The 16,575-nt window shown below is 65.9% G+C and carries 16 protein-coding genes and 1 pseudogene; 8 read left to right on the plus strand and 9 right to left on the minus strand.

Annotated features, from left to right (window positions below):
- Positions 1–486 precede the first annotated feature (486 nt).
- On the plus strand, positions 487–1,728 hold the full coding sequence (locus tag OKW45_RS03600; RefSeq protein WP_429466006.1) for an extracellular solute-binding protein: 1,242 nt from the start codon (positions 487–489) through the stop codon (positions 1,726–1,728).
- On the plus strand, positions 1,728–3,566 hold the full coding sequence (locus tag OKW45_RS03605; protein ID WP_429466008.1) for a diguanylate cyclase domain-containing protein: 1,839 nt from the start codon (positions 1,728–1,730) through the stop codon (positions 3,564–3,566). The genes OKW45_RS03600 and OKW45_RS03605 overlap by 1 nt, the downstream gene beginning before the upstream one ends.
- 194 nt (positions 3,567–3,760) lie before the next feature.
- Here the strand turns inward: OKW45_RS03605 and OKW45_RS03610 are convergent, their stop codons facing one another.
- From OKW45_RS03610 to phnG, 7 genes are read right to left on the minus strand one after another with little or no spacing between them, the layout of a single operon-like run.
- On the minus strand, positions 3,761–4,894 hold the full coding sequence (locus OKW45_RS03610; RefSeq protein WP_429466010.1) for an alpha-D-ribose 1-methylphosphonate 5-triphosphate diphosphatase: 1,134 nt from the start codon (positions 4,892–4,894) through the stop codon (positions 3,761–3,763).
- A 36-nt stretch (positions 4,895–4,930) separates the two neighbouring features.
- Entirely contained in the window at positions 4,931–5,707 is a 777-nt protein-coding gene (phnL, locus tag OKW45_RS03615) for a phosphonate C-P lyase system protein PhnL (protein ID WP_429466012.1), read from the minus strand.
- A gap of 8 nt (positions 5,708–5,715) precedes the next feature.
- Complete coding sequence (gene phnK, locus OKW45_RS03620; protein ID WP_429466014.1) at positions 5,716–6,486, minus strand: phosphonate C-P lyase system protein PhnK; 771 nt, start codon at positions 6,484–6,486, stop codon at positions 5,716–5,718.
- Entirely contained in the window at positions 6,483–7,421 is a 939-nt protein-coding gene (locus tag OKW45_RS03625; protein ID WP_429466016.1) for an alpha-D-ribose 1-methylphosphonate 5-phosphate C-P-lyase PhnJ, read from the minus strand. Before OKW45_RS03625 ends, phnK begins: the two co-directional genes overlap by 4 nt.
- Entirely contained in the window at positions 7,418–8,554 is a 1,137-nt protein-coding gene (locus tag OKW45_RS03630; RefSeq protein ID WP_429466018.1) for a carbon-phosphorus lyase complex subunit, read from the minus strand. The genes OKW45_RS03625 and OKW45_RS03630 overlap by 4 nt, the downstream gene beginning before the upstream one ends.
- Entirely contained in the window at positions 8,554–9,165 is a 612-nt protein-coding gene (phnH, locus tag OKW45_RS03635; protein WP_429466020.1) for a phosphonate C-P lyase system protein PhnH, read from the minus strand. Before phnH ends, OKW45_RS03630 begins: the two co-directional genes overlap by 1 nt.
- The gene (phnG, locus tag OKW45_RS03640; protein WP_429466022.1) at positions 9,165–9,680 is read right to left on the minus strand and encodes a phosphonate C-P lyase system protein PhnG; all 516 of its coding nucleotides are present in this window, start codon (positions 9,678–9,680) and stop codon (positions 9,165–9,167) included. The genes phnH and phnG overlap by 1 nt, the downstream gene beginning before the upstream one ends.
- A 179-nt stretch (positions 9,681–9,859) precedes the next feature.
- Between phnG and phnF the strand changes: the two genes are divergently transcribed.
- The 3 genes from phnF to phnN are packed head-to-tail and all read left to right on the plus strand — an operon-like array spanning position 9,860 to position 11,927.
- Positions 9,860–10,618 (plus strand): phosphonate metabolism transcriptional regulator PhnF, encoded by a 759-nt coding sequence (gene phnF, locus OKW45_RS03645; RefSeq protein WP_018424806.1) that lies wholly within the window; start codon positions 9,860–9,862, stop codon positions 10,616–10,618.
- On the plus strand, positions 10,615–11,379 hold the full coding sequence (locus tag OKW45_RS03650; RefSeq protein ID WP_429466024.1) for a DUF1045 domain-containing protein: 765 nt from the start codon (positions 10,615–10,617) through the stop codon (positions 11,377–11,379). Before phnF ends, OKW45_RS03650 begins: the two co-directional genes overlap by 4 nt.
- Positions 11,376–11,927 carry a phosphonate metabolism protein/1,5-bisphosphokinase (PRPP-forming) PhnN gene (gene phnN, locus OKW45_RS03655; RefSeq protein ID WP_018424808.1) on the plus strand — a complete coding sequence of 184 codons (552 nt, stop codon included), beginning with the start codon at positions 11,376–11,378 and terminating at the stop codon, positions 11,925–11,927. The genes OKW45_RS03650 and phnN overlap by 4 nt, the downstream gene beginning before the upstream one ends.
- Before the next feature lie 15 nt (positions 11,928–11,942).
- Here the strand turns inward: phnN and OKW45_RS03660 are convergent.
- Positions 11,943–12,515 (minus strand): annotated as a pseudogene (locus OKW45_RS03660) (LysR substrate-binding domain-containing protein); the annotation flags it as partial.
- A gap of 43 nt (positions 12,516–12,558) precedes the next feature.
- On the opposite strand from OKW45_RS03660, the gene OKW45_RS03665 reads away from it, so the two are divergent.
- Positions 12,559–13,749 carry a M20 aminoacylase family protein gene (locus OKW45_RS03665; protein ID WP_429466026.1) on the plus strand — a complete coding sequence of 397 codons (1,191 nt, stop codon included), beginning with the start codon at positions 12,559–12,561 and terminating at the stop codon, positions 13,747–13,749.
- Between the two features lie 84 nt (positions 13,750–13,833).
- Here the strand turns inward: OKW45_RS03665 and OKW45_RS03670 are convergent, their stop codons facing one another.
- Entirely contained in the window at positions 13,834–14,658 is an 825-nt protein-coding gene (locus OKW45_RS03670) for an IclR family transcriptional regulator (protein ID WP_018424811.1), read from the minus strand.
- Positions 14,659–14,903: 245 nt separating this feature from the next.
- Here OKW45_RS03670 and OKW45_RS03675 point away from each other — a divergent pair, with 245 nt between their 5' ends.
- A complete protein-coding gene (locus tag OKW45_RS03675; RefSeq protein WP_184073348.1) occupies positions 14,904–15,608 on the plus strand; it encodes a FadR/GntR family transcriptional regulator in 705 nt (234 codons plus the stop codon).
- A 72-nt stretch (positions 15,609–15,680) separates the two neighbouring features.
- Positions 15,681–16,571 (plus strand): L-threonate dehydrogenase, encoded by an 891-nt coding sequence (ltnD, locus tag OKW45_RS03680; protein WP_429466029.1) that lies wholly within the window; start codon positions 15,681–15,683, stop codon positions 16,569–16,571.
- The last annotated feature ends 4 nt before the right edge of the window (positions 16,572–16,575 follow it).

Genomic DNA, 16,575 nt, shown 5'->3' on the forward strand with positions numbered 1-16,575 from the left:
TCAAAAATATTGGGAAGCTAGTAAAACACCGGATGGCGCGGGAGGATGCCCTCTAGGTCAACGCTTGCGCCCCGGCCGGTGTGACCGGATCGTACACCGTTGGTGGGGTTTGCGTAACGCGGATGCAATGCAGAGCGGTAATACGAGGGGCCGGCGAGCGTAATGGACCGGGATTTACGCCGGTTTTCTCGCGAGTTCACCGAAAACCGGTTTGAAACGCGAGTTTGAAACGTGGACGGATCGTTAAAGCTCGCGGCTGAATTTGCCGTTAATTAAGAGCGGCCTCGAGGCTATTGCCCGACACGTTATTACCAGCACCGATATTTTTGCGCCGCCGTTTCGAACCGGTGCAAAAACAAAGGCTTTGGCGCTATCATCGATGCTCCCTGCGTTGGACGCCGGCCGCCCGCATTGGACGGCCGTCAAGATTCAAATGCCGCGCGTTTGCGCTCGCTCAAATGGCCTTTCTGCTCAACGGTGTTATGCATGCACACGATGTTGTTCACGGCGGATCGAACAGGCTGTTGTAAACAGACTTCTAAGCGACGAATCGCTAGCGCCGGCGTGCGGGCTCGCGCGGCATTATTGCAACGCCGGTTTTTTGACAGTTTTTTGTCGAGCGTTACATCCGGATTTTCATCGATTGGCGCATCCGGATTTTCGTGCGACGTTTTTTCCGGGGTTTTACCCCGCGTGTCGCGCGTTCTGATAGGCGCATTGCTGTGCGCGGGTTTCGGCGCGGCGACGCCCGCAGCGGCCGCCGACAAAGTGCTGCACGTTCTCGCATGGCCCGGCTATGCGGACCCGGACGTCGTCAAGGCGTTCGAAGCGCGCTACGGCGCGAAGGTCGAGGTCACGCTCGTCGATTCCGATGAGGCGCTGTGGGCGCAGATGCACAGCAAGGGCGCGCCGCCGTTCGACGTACTCGCCGCCAACACCGCCGAAATCCGCCGCTATACGCGGACGAATCTGCTCGCGCCGCTCGATCTCGCGAGTCTGCCGAATACGAAGAAGCAGTTGCCGCGTTTCCAGGCGCTCGGCTCGATCGACGGCCTGACCTCGGCCGGCAAGGTATACGCGATTCCGTTCACGTATTCGTCGATGGGACTCATCTACGATCGCAAGCAGATTCCGGTTGCGCCGCATTCGATGCTCGAACTGTGGAACCCGCGTTATCGTGGCAAGGTGCTCGACTTCAATAGCGCGCAGCACAACTTCTCGTTCACCGCGCTTGCGCTCGGCTATCCGCATCCGTTTCAACTCGACCCCGCGCAGATGCGCACGATCGCGCACAAGCTCGTCGATCTGCGCCGCAACCTGCTGACCTACTACACGCTGCCCGAGGAGGCGACCGCGTTCTTCATCCAGCACAAGGTCGCGTTGATGTTCGCCAACTACGGCACGCAGCAGGTGCAGTTGCTGCGGCGCGCGGGCGCCGACGTCGGCTACGTGATCCCGGATGAAGGCGCGCTCGCGTGGCTCGATTGCTGGTCGATGACGCGCGCGGCGAGCGACAAGCCGCTCGCGCTCGCGTGGATCAACTACATGCTCGAGCCGAGCGTGAGCGCGTTGCTGACACAGCGCCAGGGGCTCGCGAATACGCTGACCGAGCCGGCCGAAGGCAGCGCCAACGCGCACATCGTCTGGATCAGTCCGGTGGAAGATATCGAGCGCCGCGGGCAACTGTGGACGCGCATCGTGTCGGGCGACCGTTCGGAGCGCTTCTGATGCTGCATCGCGGCCTGACCTTCAAGCTATCCGTGCTGCTCGCGTGTATCGGCGTGCTGGCCTCGGGCGCGACCGGCTATTACGCGTATCGCGCGAATCGCACGATGCTGGTCAACGAAGCGGAGCACAGCCTGCAGACGTCGACGGAGCTGCTCGGCCAGCGCATCGCGGTATCGATCGACGACATCGCGGCGGACGCGCTCGTGCTCGCGACGATGCCGTCGTCGGTGAGCGTCGCGCAGACCGACGACGGTATCGGCCCGAACCTCGGCCGCGAGCGGCTCGCGCAGGTGTATTCGAGCTTCATGCTGCATCACCCGGAGTATCTGCAGGTGCGGCTGATCACGCGGCAGCATCACGGTCTCGAACTGATCCGTTTCGATCGCGACAGCGACGGCCTCGTGCGCGTAGAGGGTGACGATTTGCAGGAAAAAGCCCAGTTTCCCTACGTATTCGAAACGCTCGCGTTTTCGCCGGGCCGCATCTACACGTCGCCGATTTCCGTCAATCACGAATCCGGCACGCATGCGGCGCAAGGCAAGCCGACGCTGCGTCTCGGCACGCCGATCGCGGATGCGCGCGGCACGGTGGTCGGCGTCGTCGTAATCGATGTCGATCTGGCCGGCATGCTGCGGCGTTTGCAGAGCGATCTGCCGAGCGACTATCAGGTCTATCTGGCGAACGAGTGGGGCGACTTCCTGATCCATCCCGACGCGTCGAAAACCTTCGGTTTCGACCGCGGCCGTCGCGTGCTGATGCAGGACAGCTTCCCGGCCACGAAGCAGCTGTTCGAGCAACGCCAGAGCGAGGTGCTCGTCAACGGTCTCGCGAGACCCGGCGAGGCGGCCGGCCGCGTGCTCGCGTTCGTGCGGCGACCGTTCGGCGATTCCGAGGGCAACCGCTTCATCGTGCTCGGTCTCACGAAGCCGCTCGAGGACGTGCTGACCGGCGCCAATCAGCTCGGCACGCGGATCATTCGCATGGTGCTGGTGTTCAGCGCATTGTCGGTACTGCTGGCGATCCTGTTCGCGCGGGCGCTGACCAAGCCGCTGCATCTGCTCGCGTATGCGGCGACGCACCTGTTCGCCGACCACGCGATGCACACCTTGCCGCTCAAACGCACCGACGAAATCGGCGTGCTCGCGCGCTGCTTCGAGCGTTTGCGTTGCGAAATCCGCGCGCAGATGGATACGCTGCACAGCAAGCAGAGCGAGCTCGTGCATCTGGCCTCGCACGACGTGCTGACCGGCTTGCCGAACCGCATGCTGTTCATGCAGAAGCTCGAGAACGCGATCGAGGAGGCAAGGTTCCGCCGCGAAGGCCTCGCCGTGCTGTTCGTCGACCTCGACCGCTTCAAGCAGATCAACGATCAGTTCGGTCACTCTGTTGGCGACAAGGTGCTGGTCGCGGTCGCACGCCGTCTGAAGGACGTGCTGTATGCCGGGGACGTGGTCGCGCGGCTCGGCGGCGACGAATTCATCGTGCTGATCGAAGGGCAGCGCGCGGCCGAGGTCACGCCAGAAATCGCCGAGCGCATCATGGACGCGCTGAACGAAACGCTGACCGTCGACGGCAATAGCATGACGGTCGGCGCGAGCATCGGCATCAGCGAGTTCCCGCACGACAGCGGCAATGCCGAGGAACTGCTGCTGAACGCCGATGCCGCGATGTATGCGGCGAAATCGGGTGGCCGTTGCGCGTATCTGCGCTATCAGGATCTGCTCGCCATGCGGCTCGACCAACAGGCTGAGCAGGCGAGGGCTGCCCAGGCCCAGCTCGCCCAGGCGCACGCCTCGCGCGATGCGACCGAGGGGCGCGAGGCGGAGCCCACCGCCTGACGCGGTCTTACCCGCGCCGCTCGGGACCGCGCGCACGATCCGAGCGCCGCAGAAGACGCGATGCGCCACCATCTGCGCGGAATCCTCATGTCGATCGGCCCCATCGCCGAGCGCAATCCCGCGTGGTTCGAGGCCGACGAGCCGGAGCGTGTGCCGTTGTCGACCTGAGACGCAGGCGCGCTCAACCAGCCCACTCAAACGATCCGCACCCCTGCGCGATAAGTCGCGCGCGGCACCGGCAGCTTGTCGAGCATCGTCACGCGCACGAGATCCGCGCGCAGGCCCGGCTCGATCGCGCCGCGGTCCGTGAGGCCGGCGGTGCGCGCCGGCTCGGCCGAGACCGTTGCCATCGCGCGCGGCAGCGACCAGCCCGCTTTTTCGACGAGATCGAACACCGCGGTCAGCAAGCTCGACGGCACGTAATCCGACGACAGGATGTCGAGCAGGTCCGCGCGCGCGAGTTCGAGCGCCGACACGTTGCCCGAATGCGAGCCGCCGCGCACGATGTTCGGCGCGCCCATGATCGTCGCGATGCCGTGCTCGCGCGCGGCTTGCGCGGCGATGCGCGTGGTCGGGAATTCGGCGAGCACGATGCCCTCGGCCTTCGCCTGTTCGACGTGCTCGATCAGCGTGTCGTCGTGGCTCGCGACCGGAATGCCGAGCCGCCGGCAACGCGCGACGATCTCGCGGCGGTGCTCATCCGCGTACCGCTCCTGTTCGACCGCGAGTTCGGCGAGCGTGCTCGCGACACGCTCGTCGCTCATCTTGCCGTTGCGCTCCTGGAAGCGACGCCATTGCTCGCGGTCGTGCCATTGGCGCTGGCCCGGCGTATGGTCCATCACCGACGCGAGCCGCAGCAGCGGATGCGCGCACAGCGAATCGAATACCTCGAGCACGTCGGCGGTCGCGATCTCGCAGCGCAGATGCAGAAAGTGCTCGGCGCGCAGCAGTCGACGCGTGGACAGCCGCAGCAGCGAATCGGCGCACTGCGTTTGCACATCGCGGTTACGCAGCCCAATGCTCGAGCGCGAGCCGATGGCGAGCGCGTCGAATACCGTCGTGATGCCGGCTGCGGCGACCTGCGCATCGTGAATCACGAAGGCCGCGTCGGTATTCCATTCGACGCCGGGACGCGGCACGAGGTGCTTCTCGAGGTTGTCCGTATGCAGTTCGATCAGACCGGGCAGCAGATAATCGCCGTCCCAGTCTTCGGCGTCGCGCGCCGAACCCGCGCCGCGTTCGACGTCGCGAATCACGCCGTCTTCCACGCGCACGGTGCCAATGAATTCTTCGTCTCGCGTCACGATGCGAGCGTTGCTGATCAACATCGACTTGCTCCGTAGTCAGTCGGGACTGGTGTCAATTCAGTGCCGCAGCGGCGGCCGCAGTTCCAGGCGGCGCGTCGCGACCTTGTTGCGGGTTTCTTCGTCGTGAAAGATACCAACGATCGCCGCGCCGCGCTCGCGCGCCTCGACGATCAGATCGGCCACAACGTCGCGGTTTTCCGCATCGAGTGAAGCGGTCGGTTCGTCGAGCAGCAACAGCGGATGTTCGGCGATCAAACCTCGCGCGATGTTCACGCGTTGCTGCTCGCCGCCCGAAAATGTCGCGGGAGCGAGGGACCACAAACGTTCTGGCACGTTGAGCCGCGCGAGCAATTCAGCGGCGCGCGCGTTTGCTTCAGGTTCGGCGACGCCGTCCAGGACCAGCGGCTCGGCGACGAGCGCAAGCGTCGGCACGCGCGGGATCACGCGCAAAAACTGGCTCACATAGCCGACCACGCGACGGCGCAGCCGCAGCACGTCACGCGGTTCGGCACGGGTGATTGCAATGGGCCGACCCTGATCGCTGGTGTCGCGAATCGCGATTGAGCCGGTGCTCGCCAGATAGTTGCCGTACAGACAGCGCAGCAGCGTGCTCTTGCCTGCGCCCGACGGCCCGACCAGCACCACGCATTCACCGCGCTCGACCTCGAGCGACACGTTCGAGAGCGCGTCGATCCGCACACCGCCCTGGCCGTGCAGCGTGAAAGTCTTGCCGATGCCGATGGCGCGCAGCATCAGCGCCGCGTTGTCCGCGAAAGCGCGCTCGCCGTAACGTGCATCGCTGCCTGCGTCAATGACTACCTCATTGGATTGCATCGTGAGCCTCAAACCGGCAGAACCGAGGAAACCAGCGTTTGCGTATACGGATGCTGCGGATCGTCGAGCACCTGATCGGTCAGGCCGGCTTCGACGACTTCGCCCGCCTGCATCACCATCAGTCGATGCGCCAGCAGACGCGCGACACCGATGTCGTGCGTGACGATCAGCACCGATAGATGCAGCGTCGAGCTCAGCGTGCGCAGCAAATCGAGCAGACGCGCCTGCACGGACACGTCGAGACCGGCGGTCGGTTCGTCCATGAACACCAGACGCGGACCGGTGACGAGATTGCGCGCGATCTGCAGACGTTGCTGCATACCGCCCGAAAACGCGGCGGGGAATTCGTCGATGCGCGTGGGATCGAGTTCGACGCGCTCCATCCATTGCGTGGCTGTGCGGCGAATCTCGCCGTAGTGGCGCGCGCCGACCGCCATCAACGGCTCGCCGATGTTGGCGCCGGCCGATACGCCGCCGCGCAGGCCGTCGCGCGGATTCTGCTGCACGAAGCCCCACTCGGTGCGCATCAGCAGACGGCGGCGCGGCTCGGCCAGCGCGCGCAGATCGAGCGAGTCGCCATGCGACGCGGTGTAGTGCAGCGAGCCGCTATCGGCCTCGGTCTTCAGCGCCAGCGTGTTGAGCAGCGTGGTCTTGCCCGAACCCGATTCACCGACGATGCACAGCACCTCGCCCGGATACAGATCGAAACTCACGTTGCGGCAACCGTTGCGGCCGCCATATTGTTTGGTGAGCGCGCGTGCGCTCAGAAGCGGCGTCATGCGGATTCTCCTTCGCGCGTGGCGTGGGGCAGCGGCGCTTGCGCTTCGATGGCGCCGTCGGCGTCGCCGCGCCGCCCGTGACAGTAGTCGCTGTCCGAGCACACGAACATGCGCGTGCCCGCATCGTCGACGATCATCTCGTCGAGAAAGCTTTCCTTCGATCCGCACAGCGCGCACGCGTGCTGCCACTTCTGCACTTCGAACGGATGATCGTCGAAGTCGAGGCTGCGCACCGGCGTATAAGGCGGAATCGCGTGAATGCGGCGCTCGCGACCCGCGCCGAACAGTTGCAGCGCGGCGTTCATATGCATCTTCGGATTGTCGAACTTCGGGATCGGCGACGGCGAGCTCAGATAGCGATGATTGACGATGACGGGGTAGTCATACGTGGTCGCGATGCTGCCGTGATGCACGATGTCCTCGTACAGTTTCACGCTGATCAGCCCGTAATCGGCGAGCGCATGCAGCTTCCTGCATTCGGCGACGCGCGGCTCGAGCCGGTACAGCGGCTCGGGCATCGGCACTTGATAGACGAGGATCTGCCGCTCGGTCAGCGGCGTTTCGGGAATCCGGTGCCGCGTCTGGATGATCGTCGCTTCGCTCGTGTGCCGCGTGGTCGCCACCCCCGTGGTGCGCGCGAAGAAGCGGCGGATGTTGACGGCGTTGGTGGTTTCGTCGGAACCCTGATCGATGACCTTCAGCGTGTCCGTCCTGCCGATGATCGCGGCCGTCACCTGGATGCCGCCGGTGCCCCAGCCATACGGCAGCGGCATTTCGCGCGACGCGAACGGCACCTGGTAGCCCGGCACGGCGACTGCCTTCAGCAGCGCGCGGCGCAGCATGCGCTTGGTCTGCTCGTCGAGATACGCGAAGTTGTAGCCGTGCGCGGCGGTGTCGTATGAGGTATTGGCAACAGCGGTGTCGGGCGCGTTCATGCTGCCTGCTCCTTGTCGGTGGCGTGGCTTGTTTCATCGTGGCTGTGATGTTGCGCGCGCAGACGCCGCACCAGTTCCAGCTCCGCCTGGAAGTCGACGTAATGCGGCAGTTTCAGGTGCTGCACGAAGCCCGACGCCTCGACGTTATCGCTATGCGACAGCATGAATTCGATGTCCTGCGTCGGTGACGCGAGCGGCTCGCCGAGTTCTTCGGCGCGCAACGCGCGATCGACGAGCGCCATCGCCATCGCCTTGCGCTCCGAGTGGCCGAACGCGAGACCGTAGCCTTGCGTGAAGGTGGGCGGCACCGCGCCGCTGCCCGCGAACTGGTTGATCATCTGGCATTCGGTGATGTCGATATCGCCGATGTCGACCGCTTCGCCGAGTTCGTCGAGGTCCATCTCGACCGCGATCGTGCCGAAACGGATCTCGCCCGCGAACGGATGCGAATGCGCATAGCCGCGTTGCGTCGCATAGCCCATCGCGAGCAGAAAGCCTTCGTCGCCGCGCGCGAGGTTCTGCAGACGCGTCGCGCGGCTTGCCGGAAACGCCAGCGGTTCGCGCGACAGATCGCCGGGTTCCGCGCCGTCGGGTGTCGGGCGCTCCTGTTCGATCAGGCCTTCCTTGTCGAGCAGCGACACGACGCGCGGCATCGATTCAGCCGCTGGCGGTTCTTGCGGAACGGGCGCGTTGCCGCGCGTCACGTCCTGCCGCGCGTCATCGCCATCGGCGAGCAACGCGAAATCGAGCAGACGCTGCGTGTAGTCATAGGTCGCGCCGAGCAACTGGCCGCCGGGCAGGTCCTTGAAGGTCGCCGAGATGCGCCGCTCGACCTGCATCGTTTCGGTATCGATGGTGCGCGTATAGCCGAAGCGCGGCAACGTGGTGCGATACGCGCGCAGCAGGAAGATCGCCTCGACCAGATCGCCGGCCGCCTGCTTGATTGCGAGCGCCGCAAGCTCCTCGTCGTAGACCGAGCCTTCGGTCATCACGCGTGCGACCGCGAGCCGCAACTGCTCGCGAATCTGCTCGACGCTCAATTCGGCGATCTGCGTATCGCCGCGGCGCGCTTTGTCGAGCAGGCGCCACGACGCTTCGATCGCGCGTTCTCCACCTTTGACGGCAACGTACATCAGTTCACCTTCGCTTCGGTTGTGCGCGGCAGGCCGATCAAGCGCGCGCCGCAAACCAGATAACAATCGATGCCGCACGGAAACAGCGGCGCGAGCATCGCGCGTTCTTGCCAGAACCGCGCGGGAAGACCGACCGGCGAAATTGTTTCGGTATCGCGAATGCCGGGGCCGCTGAGCGTGACCGGTGTGCCACCGGTCAGCGCGTCGATGCGGATCAGCAACGTGGCCGATTGTTCCGGTGACTCGGCGCTGCCGGGCGCGAAGCTTTCGAGCGACGGCAACGCGTCGGCATCGTGCGCATACACGAACGCGGCCGCGCCGGGTGCATCGGCGAGCGGCGCGCCGGTATGGAAGCGCAACGCCGACGCGAGCGCGGGATCAGGTTGCGCGAGCCACACCGGCGTCGCGTAGTCGCAGAGCGTCAGCAGTGCGGCAAACGCGGCGGGTTCGACCGGCGTATTGCGCAACTCGGGCAGCACGTCGCGGATCACGCCGATCGTGCCGGGTCGCGACAACGCGTCGAGCAGCGTGCGAAAGACGGCCTGGGTGTCGTGGACCGGGTGCGCGAAACCCGGCGTCAGCGTGGACAACGCAATCGGTGAACGTTCCATCAGTCGCCTCGCACCATCGTGAAGAATTCGACGCGCGTCGCCGCGACGTCCTGTTGCTGTTGCGCGCGCAGGGCCTGCTGTTGCGCGGCGAACGGCTCGATCAATCGACGATGCAGGCTGTCGTGATGCTCGGGCATCTGCAGCAAGGCATCGGCGAGCGCGGCAAGTTCGGCGCGACGGCGGTCGCGTCCCAGATGGCAGGCCACGCCGACGGTGGCTTCGGCGTCGGCGCTGGCATGCAGACGCAGCGTGGCGCGCGTAACCGTGGCTTCGCCGAGATTGAACGGATCGCCGCTGCCGCCGATGCGCCCGCGCACCATCGCGAGGCCGATTTCAGGGGGGCGCAGCCAGTCGTAGGCGGGGGTGGGGCGGCCTTGCAGCGCGCGCTGCAACGCGGCTTCGAGGTCGGCGCGCGGCGTGCGCGCCAGCACGGCCATCCAGGCGCGCCGCGCCGCCGAAGACTCGGCCGGCAACGGTGAAGAGGGTGGACGGGGCGGAACGGAACTCGGGCTCATCGGATTTCCTGTCGATCCAGCGAGTGGACATTGGAGCATCTATTCATCTAAACGTCTAGACGTTTATAAGCATAGTTGTCTGGACTGTCGTGCGCGGCGGACATTCATATTTTCATCACGGCTCGCGCACTACAATGCATGTCATGGCGATCATTTGAACCGAAGGGAATGACAGCACCATGACATCGAACGACAGCGCGGCGCCGGCCACGACGCTCGAACGCGGCGCGGGCGTGGCCGTCTGGAGACAGATCGAACAGATTCTCGCCGCAGAGATCACGGCAAGCGGGTTCGGCGAAGAAGGGCGGCTGCCGAGCGAGGGTGAGCTGGCGAAGCGCTTCGACGTCAACCGTCACACGGTGCGCCGCGCGATGCTCGGCCTCGCCGCGCTCGGCCTCGTCAGCGTCGAGCAGGGGCGTGGCACGTTCGTGCAGCCCGGCGCGATCGACTATTCGATCGGCCGCCGTACGCGTTTCACCGAAAACCTGCGTCAACAACACCATTCGCCCGCGGGCACGATGCTGTCGGCCGCACGCGTGAAGGCCGAGCCCAGTGTCGCGAAGGCGCTGGGTCTGCGCGCGGGCGCGGCGGTCTATCGCATCGAATCGCTGAACGCGTCCGACGGCGTGCCGCTCACGTTCGCGCGCAGCTGGTATCCGGCCGCGCGTTTTCCGGATTTGCCGGAGGTCGTGCAACGCCTCGGCGGCACGACGAAGGCGCTGGCCGAATTCGGCGTGGACGATTATCTGCGCAAGTGGAGCCGCATCGGCAGCGTGCTGCCCGAGCCGGAAGTCGCGCGGCGGCTCAACATCAACCGTCAGCAGCCGGTGCTGTGGGTCGAGAACGTCGACGTCGATCTGCAGGGCACGCCGGTCAAATACGGCTTTACGCATTTCGCGGCCGATCGCGTGCAACTGCTCGTGGAGCATGACCTGTGAGCGGCCCCGCATGGAGTACCGAGGCGCGCTTTGCGCTCTATTACGCGCCGTCGGTTGAATCGGCGTGGTGGCAGGCCGGCTCGACATGGCTCGGCCGCGATGCGCACAGCGGCGAGCGCCGCGCGCAGCCGCAGCCGCCAGGCCTGACGCGCCCGCTCGCCGCGTTGACCGACGCGCCGCGCCGCTATGGCTGGCATGGCACGCTGGTCGCCCCGTTCCAGCTCGGCGCCGGCGTCACGCAGCACGACTTGCTCGCGGCCGCGCGAGCCTGGGCGCTCGCGCAGCGGCCGTTCACGTTGCCGGTAGAAGCGGCCACGCTGGGCGACTTCGTCGCGTTGCGACCGGCCGATGCGGATGGCGAGACGCGCATTCGCGAGCTCGCGTCGAACGCGCTGCAGTCGCTCGACAGGCTGCGCGCGCGGCCGTCGGCGGCCGATCTCGAGCGACGGCTCGCCGCGCCGCTCAGCGAACGCCAACGTGCGTTGCTGTTGCAATGGGGCTATCCGTACGTGTTCGACGAGTTCCGTTTTCATATGACGTTGTCCAGTTCGCTCGCCGATGCCGACGAGCGCGCGACGCTGCTCGCATGGTGGCGGGAGCGCACGCCCGCGCTCGGGCCGCTCGCTGTCGATCAGGCCGCGCTGTTCGTCGAGCCGGCGCCGGGCGAGCCGTTCGTGCTTTGGCAGCCGCTGCCGTTCAGCCACGGCGCGCAACCTGGCGATCGCACCGACGAGCAGCAAGACGAGGTGAGCAGCCAATGACTGGGCGTTTGATCTATGTGATGGGGCCGTCGGGCGCGGGCAAGGATTCGCTCCTGCAGTTCGCGCGCATGCGGCTCGCCGGCGAGCCGCTCGTATTCGCGCATCGTTACATCACGCGGCCGAGCGGCAATGGCGAGGTGCATGTTGCACTAAGCGTCGAGGAGTTCGCCGCGCGCTCGGTGCTTGGCCTGTTCGCGCTCGAATGGTCGAGCCATTCGCTGCGCTATGGCATCGGCATCGAACTCGATGCGTGGCTCGCGCGCGGCTGCACGGTGGTCGTCAACGGCTCGCGGCAGTACCTGCAGCATGCGCTCGCGCGCTATCCACGCGCGGAAGTGGTGCACGTGAGCGCCGCGCCGCATATCCTCGAAGCACGGCTCGGCGCGCGGGCGCGCGAATCGTCGGAGCAGGTCGCGGCGCGGCTCGCGCGGCGCGCGCCGTTTGCGTTGCCGGCCGGCGTGCGCTGCACGACAATCGACAACTCCGGCGCGCTCGAAGAAGCGGGACATGCAATGATCACGGTGCTCAAGGAGCGCGTGAGCGCGTAGCGCAAGCACGCGGCCTTACTGCATGGCCCCAATCCGCTCCCGCGTCACTTGCCGCAAACATGCGACGAACTGCTGCACGGCCGGCGTGGGCAGCAGATCGCGTCGCGAGATGATGCTCAGATCGTAGTTTGGCAGCGCGTCTTCGATCTGTGCGACGCGAATGCCGAGCGGCGCGACCCTCTGCGCAAGCGGCCGCGTGAAGCAACTGATCGCGTCGGTCTGCGACACGAGCCCGAGCGTGACTGCAAACGACGACGGCGCGCGCAGCAAGCGCTTCGGTACCGGCAAGCTGTGCGCGCTGAACATCGCCATCATCACGCTGTGCGGGAAGTGATCGGCACCGACCGTGACGATCCACTCGGCGTCGAGCAGCTCGGACGGACGCGTGACGTTCGCGAGCGGATGGCCGGCGCGCATCGTGACGACGAACTGCGTCGAGTACAGCGGCACCTGCACCAGATCGTTATCCAATGTCAGAACGTGATGGATCGCCGCGAGATCGAGCGCGCCGTTGCGCAGACGCGCGAGCGCGTCGGGCACCGTCACTTCCTCCAGATGCAGACTCACGAGCGGCATCCGCTCGCGAAAGCTCGGCTATAGTGCGAGGCTACTCACTGGAGGCATACAAACTATGAACGGGACCCCGCGTTTGACCGAAGTGTCCGATCTGGAACCCGCCGCCGCGAGCCTGCGCGAGATTCGCCATCACATTCACCACCATCCGGAACTCGCGTACGAGGAAGTGCAGACCGCGGCGCTCGTCGCGGAAAAACTCGAACAGTGGGGCTGGCAGGTCACGCGTGGGGTTGGCAAGACCGGCGTGGTCGGCACGCTGAAAGAGGGGGACGGCAAGCGCAGCATCGGCATTCGCGCGGACATGGACGCGTTGCCGATCATCGAACAGACCGGCCTGCCGTACGCGAGCGGCACCCACGGCAAGATGCACGCGTGCGGCCACGACGGTCACACCACGATCCTGCTTGGCGCCGCGCAACGGCTCGCGGCCACGCGCAATTTCTCGGGCACCGTGCATTTGTATTTCCAGCCGGCCGAGGAAAGCGGCATCGACAGCGGTGCGCTGAAGATGATCAACGACGGCCTGTTCGAGCGCTTCCCGTGCGACGCCGTGTTCGGCCTGCACAACCATCCGGGAGCCGAGCCGGGCGTGTTGCTGTTCCGCAAGGGACCGTTCATGTCGGCGGGCGACAAGGCGATCATCACGATCGAAGGCGTCGGCGGCCATGCGGCGCGTCCGCATCTGACCGTCGATCCGGTCGTGGTCGCCGCGAGCATCGTGATGGCGCTACAAACGATCGTCGCGCGCAACGTCGATCCGTCGCAGCCGGCCGTGGTGACGGTCGGCTCGATGCACGCGGGCACCGCGAACAACGTGATTTCGAGCAACGCGCGGCTCGAACTCAGCGTGCGCTCGTTCAGCCCCGAGGTACGCGCGTTGCTGAAGAAGCGCATCACTGAGTTGGCCGAGTCGCAGGCCGCGAGCTATGGCGGCAAAGCGCACGTCGAGTACATCGAAGGCTATCCGGTCGTCATCAATACGGATGCCGAAACGGATTTCGCGGTGCAGGTCGCGCGCGAACTGGTGGGCGACGACAAGGTGGTCGAGCAGACCGACATCCTGATGGGTAGCGAGGACTTCGCATTCATGCTGCAGAAGCGGCCGGGCACGTTCCTGCGCATCGGCAATGGCGTCGGCGAGGACGGTTGCATGGTGCACAACCCGCACTACGACTTCAACGATCGCAGCCTGCCGATCGGCGCGGCGTTCTGGGCACGGCTGGTGGAGCGCTATCTCGCGCAGTGAGCGCTTGATGCAAACGCCGCGGCGCGCACTAGGCGTGCGCGCTCGGCCGCTCATCACCGCGCGGCCAGAGCCACGAAGCGTTCATTAGCCGCGCCGCGCGACCATCTCCGATACTGTCTGCGCGGCTCGCTGCAGCGGTTCCAGAAACGCCTTCACCATCTGTTTGGCCGAATTGCGCTGCGCGTTGCCGCTGATGTTCATCGCGGCGATCACGCGGCCCTGGCGATTGCGAATCGGCGCGGACAGCGAAATCAAGCCGCCTTCGAGTTCCTGATCGACGATCGCCCACCCCTGGCGACGCACCTGCTCGATCAGCTTCTTCAACTCTTGCTTGTCGGTGACGGTGCGCGGCGTGTGCGCGTAGAGCGGCGTCGAGTTCAGCGTCGCGTCGAGCGTCTCGTCGTCGAGCGAGGCAAGCAGCACGCGGCCCATCGACGTGCAGTACGCGGGCAGGCGGCTGCCGATCGACAGGTTGATCGTCATGATCTTGTGAGTCGGCACGCGCAGCACGTAGACGATCTCGGTGCGATCGAGCACGGCCGCGGAGCAGCTTTCGTGCACCTGCGCCGACAGGCTTTCCATCACCGGTTCGGCGAGATTCCAGAACGGCATCGAGGTCAGATACGCGAAGCCGAGGTCGAGAATCTTCGGCGTCAGACGGAACAGGCGTCCCTCGGCTTCCACATAGCCGAGCGTTTGCAGCGTCAGCAGGATCCGGCGCGCGCCGGCGCGCGTGAGGCCAGTCGCCGCGGCGACGTCGGTGAGCGTCTGTTCGGGCCGCGTCGCGTCGAACGCGCGGATGACCGCGAGGCCGCGCGCGAACGACTGCACGTACGAGTCGCCCGGTTTCTCCGGGGCCGGTTCGGCGTTGGCGGGCGCGACGGAAGACGGCGGCAGGGCTTTGCTCATGGACCTTGATCGTGGGTTCGGAAGAGTGCGCGCGAAGGATACGCGACGCGCGTTCGTTTCGATGCGGCGCCGCGTTTCGCGTTGCGGTGCAAAGGCGAGACGATAGCTTAAGCCTTCTATTTCGCCAAATAACGCCGATTCGTGCAAAAAACCCAGGGTTTGCGTGGATGCGATTCCCCACTCCAAATTTGTATGATGACCCGATAACCTGACTAGTTCGCGACACCCTGTCCAACCGATCCGCCATGTTCGACAAGATTCCCGCGCGCGCTTTGAGCGACACAGTCGCGCAGCAACTGCTGAAGCAGATCGACAAGGGCACCTTTGCGCGCGGCGCCAGGCTGCCGACCGAAGCCGTGCTCGCGCAACAGTTCGGCGTAAGCCGCACGGTGATTCGCGAGGCGCTGTCGCGGCTGAAGAACGAGGGGGTGGTCGAGCCGCGTCAGGGCAGTGGCGTGTTCGTCGCCGGGCACGGCGCGATCCGCCCGCTGCGAATCGACTACGCGGAAGCCGTGGAGCCGGGCTCGGTCGTGCAGATTCTCGCGCTGCGTCGCGCGATCGAGGCGGAGGTCGCGTCGGAAGCCGCGATGCGCCGCAGCGATGCCGACATGGCCGCGATCGACGCCGCGCTCGCGCGCATCGAGCGCGCGGTCGGCAATGGCGAAGACGGCGTCGCCGAAGACGTCGCGTTTCATCGCGCGATCGCGGCGGCTACGGGCAATCCGTATTTCCTGAAGACGCTGACGTTCCTCAATCAGTACCTCGAAGCGGGCACGGTCGTCACGCGCCGCAACGAGGCGCTGCGCGAGGACTTCTCGCGGCAGGTGCGCGAGGAGCACGCGGCGATCGCCGCGGCGATTCGCGCCGGCGATCCGATGGCGGCGCGCAATGCCGCGCAGACGCATCTGTACAACGCGGCGCGGCGGCTTGCCGAGGCGGGCATCGTCTGACGCGCTGAAGGCGCGCGGTGATTCCGACGCGCGCGAACCCACGAATGCAGCACCCATCCATAGAGGTCATGCATGTCGAGAAATGTCGGTGTCATTGGTTTGGGGGCCATGGGGCTCGGCGTCGCGCGCTCGCTGTTGCGTGCGGGCTTCAGGGTTCACGCGTGCGACTTGCGGCGCGACGCGCTGCAGGCGTTCGTCGATGAAGGGGGCATCGGCTGTGCGACGCCCGCGGAGCTCGGCGCGCAGTGCGAGGTCGTGATCACGCTGGTCGTGAATGCCGCGCAAACCGAGGCCGTGCTGTTCGGTGAGCGCGGCGCGCTCGCGGCCATGAAGCCGGGCGGCGTCGTGATCGCGAGTGCCACGGTCGCGCCGGAGTTCGCGAGCGATCTCGGCAAGCGCGTCGAGGCGGCCGGTCTGCAGATGCTCGACGCGCCGGTGTCGGGCGGCGCGGCGCGCGCGGCGTCGGGCGAGATGACAATGATGACGTCCGGTCCCGCGGCCGCTTATGCCGCGTGCGAAGACGTGCTCGCCGCGATCGCCGGCAACGTGTATCGGCTTGGCGCCACGCATGGCGCAGGCTCGAAGGTGAAGATCATCAACCAGCTGCTGGCCGGCGTGCATATCGCGGTGGCCGCGGAGGCAATGGCGCTCGGCCTGCGCGAAGGTGTCGACCCGCAGGCGCTGTACGACGTGATCACGCACAGCGCGGGCAATTCGTGGATGTTCGAGAACCGCGTGCCGCATATTCTCGCGGGCGACTACACGCCGCTGTCGGCGGTCGATATTTTCGTCAAGGACCTCGGCCTCGTGCTCGATACCGCGCGTCGCACGAAGTTTCCGCTGCCGCTGTCGGCGGCCGCGCATCAGATGTTCATGATGGCGTCGACGGCGGGCCACGGTGGCGAAGACGACTCGGCGGTCGTGAAGATATTCCCAGGCATCGAATTGCCGACGAAGCAATAGGCGA

The organism is Paraburkholderia lebeckiae (assembly GCF_050436225.1).
GTDB lineage: Bacteria > Pseudomonadota > Gammaproteobacteria > Burkholderiales > Burkholderiaceae > Paraburkholderia > Paraburkholderia tuberum.

What these genes read in the sequence shown, in the direction of transcription:
- phnH (WP_429466020.1), bottom strand. Translation starts at nt 9,165, where the DNA reads ATGGAACGTTCACCGATTGCGTTGTCCACGCTGACGCCGGGTTTCGCG.
- OKW45_RS03610 (WP_429466010.1), bottom strand. Translation starts at nt 4,894, where the DNA reads ATGTTGATCAGCAACGCTCGCATCGTGACGCGAGACGAAGAATTCATT.
- OKW45_RS03605 (WP_429466008.1), top strand. Translation starts at nt 1,728, where the DNA reads ATGCTGCATCGCGGCCTGACCTTCAAGCTATCCGTGCTGCTCGCGTGT.
- OKW45_RS03630 (WP_429466018.1), bottom strand. Translation starts at nt 8,554, where the DNA reads ATGTACGTTGCCGTCAAAGGTGGAGAACGCGCGATCGAAGCGTCGTGG.
- OKW45_RS03625 (WP_429466016.1), bottom strand. Translation starts at nt 7,421, where the DNA reads ATGAACGCGCCCGACACCGCTGTTGCCAATACCTCATACGACACCGCC.
- OKW45_RS03675 (WP_184073348.1), top strand. Translation starts at nt 14,904, where the DNA reads ATGTTCGACAAGATTCCCGCGCGCGCTTTGAGCGACACAGTCGCGCAG.
- OKW45_RS03600 (WP_429466006.1), top strand. Translation starts at nt 487, where the DNA reads ATGCACACGATGTTGTTCACGGCGGATCGAACAGGCTGTTGTAAACAG.
- ltnD (WP_429466029.1), top strand. Translation starts at nt 15,681, where the DNA reads ATGTCGAGAAATGTCGGTGTCATTGGTTTGGGGGCCATGGGGCTCGGC.
- phnN (WP_018424808.1), top strand. Translation starts at nt 11,376, where the DNA reads ATGACTGGGCGTTTGATCTATGTGATGGGGCCGTCGGGCGCGGGCAAG.
- OKW45_RS03665 (WP_429466026.1), top strand. Translation starts at nt 12,559, where the DNA reads ATGAACGGGACCCCGCGTTTGACCGAAGTGTCCGATCTGGAACCCGCC.
- phnK (WP_429466014.1), bottom strand. Translation starts at nt 6,486, where the DNA reads ATGACGCCGCTTCTGAGCGCACGCGCGCTCACCAAACAATATGGCGGC.
- OKW45_RS03670 (WP_018424811.1), bottom strand. Translation starts at nt 14,658, where the DNA reads ATGAGCAAAGCCCTGCCGCCGTCTTCCGTCGCGCCCGCCAACGCCGAA.
- phnG (WP_429466022.1), bottom strand. Translation starts at nt 9,680, where the DNA reads ATGAGCCCGAGTTCCGTTCCGCCCCGTCCACCCTCTTCACCGTTGCCG.
- phnF (WP_018424806.1), top strand. Translation starts at nt 9,860, where the DNA reads ATGACATCGAACGACAGCGCGGCGCCGGCCACGACGCTCGAACGCGGC.
- phnL (WP_429466012.1), bottom strand. Translation starts at nt 5,707, where the DNA reads ATGCAATCCAATGAGGTAGTCATTGACGCAGGCAGCGATGCACGTTAC.